Below are 6,267 nucleotides of genomic sequence, written 5' to 3' on the forward strand. Positions count from 1 at the left end.
CATTTCAATGTAGGAGTGAGCCTGCTCGCGATGAGGCCCTTACATTCCGCAAAAATCTACCGCTCAAACAACTCCATCTGCTCAAACCCGCCGCGCAAATCCTCAAGCCTGACCCCCACCCCCAACAACCGCACCGGCTTCCCGCCGCGATTGAACGCCTGCGTCAGCATCAACTGATAGCTACCGAGATCCCGCCCTGCCCCGGCCTGCTCCAGCGTCGTCTGGGTAAAGTCATGAAACTTCACTTTGACGAACGGCTTGCCCGGCCGATAACTGCTGTCGATCCGCGCCATACGGGTTTTCAGGGTTTCCAGCAGCTCCGGCAGTTTGTCGAGGCAACTGCGTAGATCCGGCAGATCAACGTCGTAAGTATTTTCCACACTGATTGACTGACGCCGGCTGTCGTTGTGCACCAGCCGGTCATCAATCCCACGGGCCAGACTCCAAAGTCGCTCGCCAAAACTGCCGAATTCGCGCACCAACGCGAGCTTGTCCCACTCGCGCAGGTGCAGGCAGTCGACGATGCCGAGCCTGCCCAGTTTGTCGGCGGTGACCTTGCCGACGCCGTGCAGCTTGCTTACCGGCAAATCGCTGACAAAGTCTTCGACCTGATCCGGCGTAATCACGAACAAGCCGTTGGGCTTTTTCCAGTCACTGGCAATTTTCGCCAAAAACTTGTTCGGCGCCACACCGGCAGAAACGGTGATGTGCAATTGATTGGAGACTCGACGACGGATGTCTTGGGCGATGCGTGTGGCGCTGCCACCGAAATGCGCGCTGTCCGATACATCCAGATAAGCCTCATCCAGCGAAAGCGGCTCAATCAGGTCGGTGTAATCGGCAAAGATCGTATGAATCTCTTTCGAAGCCTCGCGATACGCATCCATACGTGGCTTGACAATGGTCAGGTCCGGGCACAGTTTCAAGGCATGCCCCGACGCCATCGCCGAACGCACGCCATACGCGCGCGCTTCATAGTTGCAGGTGGCGATCACCCCGCGCCGGTCCGCCGAGCCACCCACCGCCAACGGCTTGCCGGCCAGACGCGGGTCATCGCGCATCTCGATGGCGGCGTAGAAACAGTCGCAGTCAATGTGGATGATTTTTCGCTGAGTCATGTCAGAAAAGGAAACGTGGCGAACCGGATCGGCAGTATCTCACTGACACCTGTATATAGCACCAGTGGTATGAATGTTCTTTCCAAGTGGTAGGAAATGTCCTTTGAATTTATTTTCTCAATCGACGAGTGGCCGCCAATAGAGCTGAAAGCCTTGCCCCGCCTGACCTGCAGCGTGACAAACACCCGCGAAAAAGCGCTAACCGATTGAACCTCAACAGTTTTTATCCAGATTGCGGGTTGACACCCCGGCGTTCCTCTGTAGAATGCCGACACACAGACGCGGGATGGAGCAGTCTGGTAGCTCGTCGGGCTCATAACCCGAAGGTCGTCGGTTCAAATCCGGCTCCCGCAACCAAACATCAAAAAAGGCTACTCGAAAGAGTGGCCTTTTTTGTGCGCGTCTGTTTTGTAGATTTCCTCTTCTTATAGAGAAGGATCGCCAAACAGGAATTCTTTGCATTTCCGAAACTTAACGCACCACCTGCGACCGTTTGACGCGATTGCACACTTATTTGACCCTTTACGGGATTAGCGGTTGACACCTCGCCGTTCGCCTGTAGAATGCCGCCACACAGACGCGGGATGGAGCAGTCTGGTAGCTCGTCGGGCTCATAACCCGAAGGTCGTCGGTTCAAATCCGGCTCCCGCAACCAAACATCAAAAAAGGCTACTCGAAAGAGTGGCCTTTTTTGTATCTGTTGAAAAAGTCCTTTCGCAACAATGATCTGTCACTGTGCAGTGAACCGCTTGGGATCTTCAGAAGTGCTGAGTTGCGACTATGCTTGAGTCGCAGGCCAGGCCTCTGCAATCCAGGAACTGCCCTCGCCGATACCCGGTGAGAGGCGTAGTATTTTGTGATTATTTTTTTCTACAGGGATTGGTAACTTGGCTGGATACCTCCATCCTGTCGCGCACAATCCAAGAGGTGATTGATGCGCGCCAACTCGTCTGATCCACAAGACACCGTCACAGCGGAACACCCGATCAAACCCGAGCGTCTGCGCTTGCTGGATCGGTTGAGCAAATACCGACAACCGATTGGTCTGGCGGTGACTTTGCTGCTGTTTGCCATTGCGCTGATTGCCTGTCGTCATCTGCTCGCCGAACTCGATCTCGATGCGCTGCACGACTCGATTCTCGACGTACCGAAACCCGCGCTGATCGGCGCCTTCGCTGCGACCGTGGTCGGTTTCATTATTCTGCTCGGCTACGAATGGTCGGCCAGTCGCTATGCCGGCGTGACCTTGCCACCGCGCACATTGGCGCTGGGCGGATTCACCGCGTTTGCGATTGGCAATGCAATCGGTCTGTCGCTGCTGTCCGGCGGCTCGGTTCGCTACCGTTTATATGCTCGACTGGGTCTGGGGGCGTCGGAAGTCGCGCACATGACCTTGTTCGCCAGTCTGTCGCTGGGTTGCGCCTTGCCGCCGCTGGCTGCATTGGCAACGCTGAGTGACCTGCCTGCTGCCTCTCAGGCACTGGGGTTGTCCGAAGGCCTGCTCGGCACAGTGGCCGCTGTCGTGCTGTTGCTTGGCGCAGTACTGGCTATCGGCATCTACCGTCGGCGCCTGCCGGAACAACCGTTGCGCGACAACCTGCTGGTCAGGGTTGGCCGCCGCACGCTGCGCTTGCCGGGTCGGCGCCTGACGTTCCTGCAACTGATCATTACCGCCCTCGACGTTGCGGCTGCCGCCACTGTCCTTTATCTGTTGCTGCCGGAAGCGCCACCGTTTGGTGCGTTCCTGCTGGTGTACCTGCTGGCATTGGCTGCCGGCGTACTCAGCCACGTCCCCGGCGGCGTCGGTGTGTTCGAAGCGATCCTGCTGGCCGCTTTCGCCGATACTCTTGGTGCCGCACCACTGGCCGCGGCGTTGCTGCTGTACCGCCTGATCTATGTGGTGCTGCCGCTGCTGGTCGCCTGTGTATTCCTGCTGATCAACGAAGGTCAGCGCCTGTTTCAGACTCAGACCATGCGCGCGGCGTCTGGTCTGGCGGCACCGATTCTGGCGGTGCTGGTGTTCTTGTCCGGTGTGGTGCTGCTGTTTTCCGGCGCCACGCCCGAGATCGACACACGTCTGGAACACATCGGTTTTCTGATCCCGCACAGGCTGGTCGACGCGTCGCACTTCGGCGCCAGCCTGATCGGCGTGCTCTGCCTGATGCTCGCTCAGGGCCTGCGTCGTCGCCTGTCGGCGGCGTGGATGCTCACCACCATTCTGTTGCTGGTTGGCGCGCTGCTCTCGCTGCTCAAAGGCTTCGACTGGGAAGAAGCAACGCTGATGACCCTGACGGCTGCGCTGCTCGGTGTGTTCCGTCGCTCGTTCTATCGCCCGAGCCGCCTGACCGAACTGCCCTTCTCGCCGCTGTATCTGGTGGCCAGCCTGTGCGTCCTCGGTGCCTCGACGTGGTTGCTGCTGTTCGCCTATCAAGACGTACCGTACAGCCATCAACTGTGGTGGCAGTTCACCCTCGACGCTGACGCGCCACGCGGCCTGCGTTCGCTGCTCGGCGCTGCGGTGCTGTTGCTGGTAATCGCGCTGACCTGGCTGCTGCGCACCGCACGTCCGGTCATTCACCTGCCGACGCCTGACGAACTTGATCGTGCGGCGAAAATCCTGATGGCGTCGTCGCAACCCGACGGTGGCCTGGCGCTAACCGGTGACAAGGCACTGCTGTTTCACCAGAACGACGAAGCGTTCCTGATGTACGCGCGCCGTGGCCGCAGTCTGGTGGCGCTGTACGACCCGATCGGCCCTGGCCAGCAACGCGCCGAGATGATCTGGCAGTTCCGCGACCTCTGCGACATTCACCACGCCCGCCCGGTGTTCTACCAGGTGCGCGCGGAGAACCTGCCGTACTACATGGACATCGGCCTGACCGCGATCAAACTGGGCGAAGAAGCCCGGGTCGATCTGCATCGCTTTGACCTGGAAGCCAAGGGCAAAGAGATGAAGGACCTGCGTTACACCTGGAACCGTGGCACCCGAGATGGTCTGTCGCTGGAAATCCATGAGCCGGGTCAGGCGCCGATGGATGAGCTGAAAGTGATTTCCGATGCGTGGCTGACCGGCAAGAACGTGCGTGAGAAAGGTTTCTCCCTCGGCCGTTTCAGCGACGATTACCTGAAGCATTTCCGCATCGCAGTGATTCGTTTCGAAGGCCGCCCGGTGGCGTTCGCCAACCTGCTCGAGACTTACAGCCATGATCTGGCCAGTCTCGACCTGATGCGCGCGCACCCGGACGCCCCCAAGCTGACCATGGAATTCATGATGGTCGGCCTGATTCAACACTATAAGAGTCACGGATACGCGCGCTTCAGCCTGGGCATGGTGCCGTTGTCGGGGTTGCAACCCCGGCGTGGTGCACCGCTGACCCAGCGTCTGGGCTCGATGGTTTTCCGCCGTGGTGAGCAGCTGTACAACTTCCAAGGCTTGCGCCGCTTCAAAGACAAGTTCCAGCCTGACTGGGAACCCCGTTATATGGCCGTGCCCGCCGGACTCGATCCGCTGGTGGCGCTGGCCGATACTGCTGCCCTGATCGCGGGCGGCTTGACTGGATTGGTGAAACGCTGATGATTCAACGCTCCCTGAAGTACATCCTGGCCGCACTGATCGTGCTGGCCGTGATTGCCGGCGGCGGTTTCTGGTACCTCAAACGTCCGGCACCAGAACCGACGCTCGAACCTGTTACGGCGGCAGACGGCACCGTTTTGACCCGCGTCATCCCCGGCACCAAACCCAAGGCGCAGGTGCTGGTCGCGGTCAACGACGACCAGAAACTCTCTGAAAAACAACTGACCACCCTGAGCCGCAGCGCCTCGGCGCAAATCGTTCAGGTGATTCTGCCCAAGGACTGCCTGCTGCAAAGCCGCGCCCTGCAAACCGGTCTGCGCGAACTGAACGGCCCGGCTACGCTGGTCAGCGGTATCGGCCCCGGCGCGGTATTGGCCTGGCGTTGGTTGTCCGAGCAAAAGGACGACAAGGCCCAAGCGATTTCCGTGGACCTGGCGCTGGAAAAACCTGGCTGCACTCACCTGTTGCCGAAATCCGCCGCGCATGGTCACTGGCTGGTGGCATGGAACGACAACCCGGATGATGCCAGCGCGGGTTTTGTACGCGATCAGCCGAACGCCGAAACCAGCATCAGCGACTACGACATCAACCTGCCGCAAGTGCTGAACAACGAACTGCGCAAGATCCTCGTCGGCGGCGACAAGGCCAACGGCGGTCTGGCGATCCCGGTGGTTGAAGTGCCGGCCGGCCAAGCGAAAGACACCGTGACCCTGTTCCTCTCCGGTGACGGCGGCTGGCGCGACCTCGACCGCGACGTCGCCGGTGAAATGGCCAAGATCGGCTACCCGGTGGTCGGCATCGACACCCTGCGCTACTACTGGCAGCACAAGAGCCCGGAGCAAAGCGCGCTCGACCTGACCGAACTGATGCAGCACTACCGGCAGAAATGGGGCACCAAACGCTTCATCCTCACCGGTTACTCGTTCGGCGCTGACGTCCTGCCAGCGATCTACAATCGCCTGCCTGACACCGAGCAGCAGCGCGTCGACGCAATCATCCTGTTGGCCTTCGCCCGCACCGGTAGCTTCGAAATCGAAGTCGAAGGCTGGCTGGGTAACGCCGGTAAAGAAGCCGCCACCGGCCCGGAAATGGCCAAGCTGCCACCGGCCAAGGTCGTGTGCATCTATGGTGAAGAAGAGACGGATGAAAGCGGTTGCACGGACAAGACTGCAGTGGGTGAAGCGGTGAAACTGCCAGGCGGCCACCACTTCGACGAGAACTATCCGGCGCTGGCCAAGCGTTTGGTGGATTTGATCGAGAAGCGTCAGAGCAAGGACTCGGTCGCCGAAGAGTGATCTGAGCCACGCCCACAAAAAGCCCCCGCAACTTCGCAGTTGCGGGGGCTTTTTACATTCAGCAGCCACGAAAATCCCCTGTGGGAGATTCTATGGTTGAGGGGAAGCCCTCAACTGACTTTTGTCTGATATTCGCTTTGCCTTTTCAGCAAGGCGAATACCACCCGAGCAAGTTTGCGAGCCAGCATCACCAACGCCTGCGTGGTGCTGAAACCCCGTGCTCTTTGGGCTTCGTAAAACCCTTTCCAGGCTTTCGTACGGCTAGCCGACATCGCTGCGT

General features: G+C 59.5%; 3 protein-coding genes, 2 tRNA genes and 1 pseudogene. 4 read left to right on the forward strand and 2 right to left on the reverse strand.

Going from position 1 to position 6,267, the window contains the following annotated elements; translation table 11 throughout:
- Positions 1 to 56: 56 nt before the first annotated feature.
- Entirely contained in the window at positions 57 to 1,118 is a 1,062-nt protein-coding gene (gene dinB / locus CKW38_RS22090; protein ID WP_095113865.1) for a DNA polymerase IV, read from the reverse strand.
- A gap of 280 nt (positions 1,119 to 1,398) precedes the next feature.
- Here dinB and CKW38_RS22095 point away from each other — a divergent pair.
- The 4 genes from CKW38_RS22095 (at position 1,399) to CKW38_RS22110 (ending at position 5,987) form a co-directional block, all read left to right on the forward strand.
- Positions 1,399 to 1,475: transfer RNA gene (locus CKW38_RS22095), tRNA-Met, on the forward strand.
- 221 nt (positions 1,476 to 1,696) lie between these two features.
- Positions 1,697 to 1,773: transfer RNA gene (locus tag CKW38_RS22100), tRNA-Met, on the forward strand.
- Between the two features lie 279 nt (positions 1,774 to 2,052).
- Positions 2,053 to 4,692, forward strand: coding sequence for a bifunctional lysylphosphatidylglycerol flippase/synthetase MprF (gene mprF, locus CKW38_RS22105; RefSeq protein ID WP_095113866.1), 2,640 nt, complete (start codon positions 2,053 to 2,055; stop codon positions 4,690 to 4,692).
- Positions 4,692 to 5,987: a virulence factor family protein gene (locus CKW38_RS22110; protein ID WP_095113867.1), complete on the forward strand. Its 1,296-nt coding sequence runs from the start codon at positions 4,692 to 4,694 to the stop codon at positions 5,985 to 5,987. Before mprF ends, CKW38_RS22110 begins: the two co-directional genes overlap by 1 nt.
- Positions 5,988 to 6,097: 110 nt before the next feature.
- Here the strand turns inward: CKW38_RS22110 and CKW38_RS30460 are convergent.
- A pseudogene (locus CKW38_RS30460) lies at positions 6,098 to 6,267 on the reverse strand (IS110 family transposase); the annotation flags it as partial.

The sequence above is a fragment of the Pseudomonas sp. Irchel 3H7 genome (genome assembly GCF_900187605.1).
GTDB lineage: Bacteria > Pseudomonadota > Gammaproteobacteria > Pseudomonadales > Pseudomonadaceae > Aquipseudomonas.

What these genes read in the sequence shown, in the direction of transcription:
- dinB (WP_095113865.1), bottom strand. Translation starts at nt 1,118, where the DNA reads ATGACTCAGCGAAAAATCATCCACATTGACTGCGACTGTTTCTACGCC.
- CKW38_RS22110 (WP_095113867.1), top strand. Translation starts at nt 4,692, where the DNA reads ATGATTCAACGCTCCCTGAAGTACATCCTGGCCGCACTGATCGTGCTG.
- mprF (WP_095113866.1), top strand. Translation starts at nt 2,053, where the DNA reads ATGCGCGCCAACTCGTCTGATCCACAAGACACCGTCACAGCGGAACAC.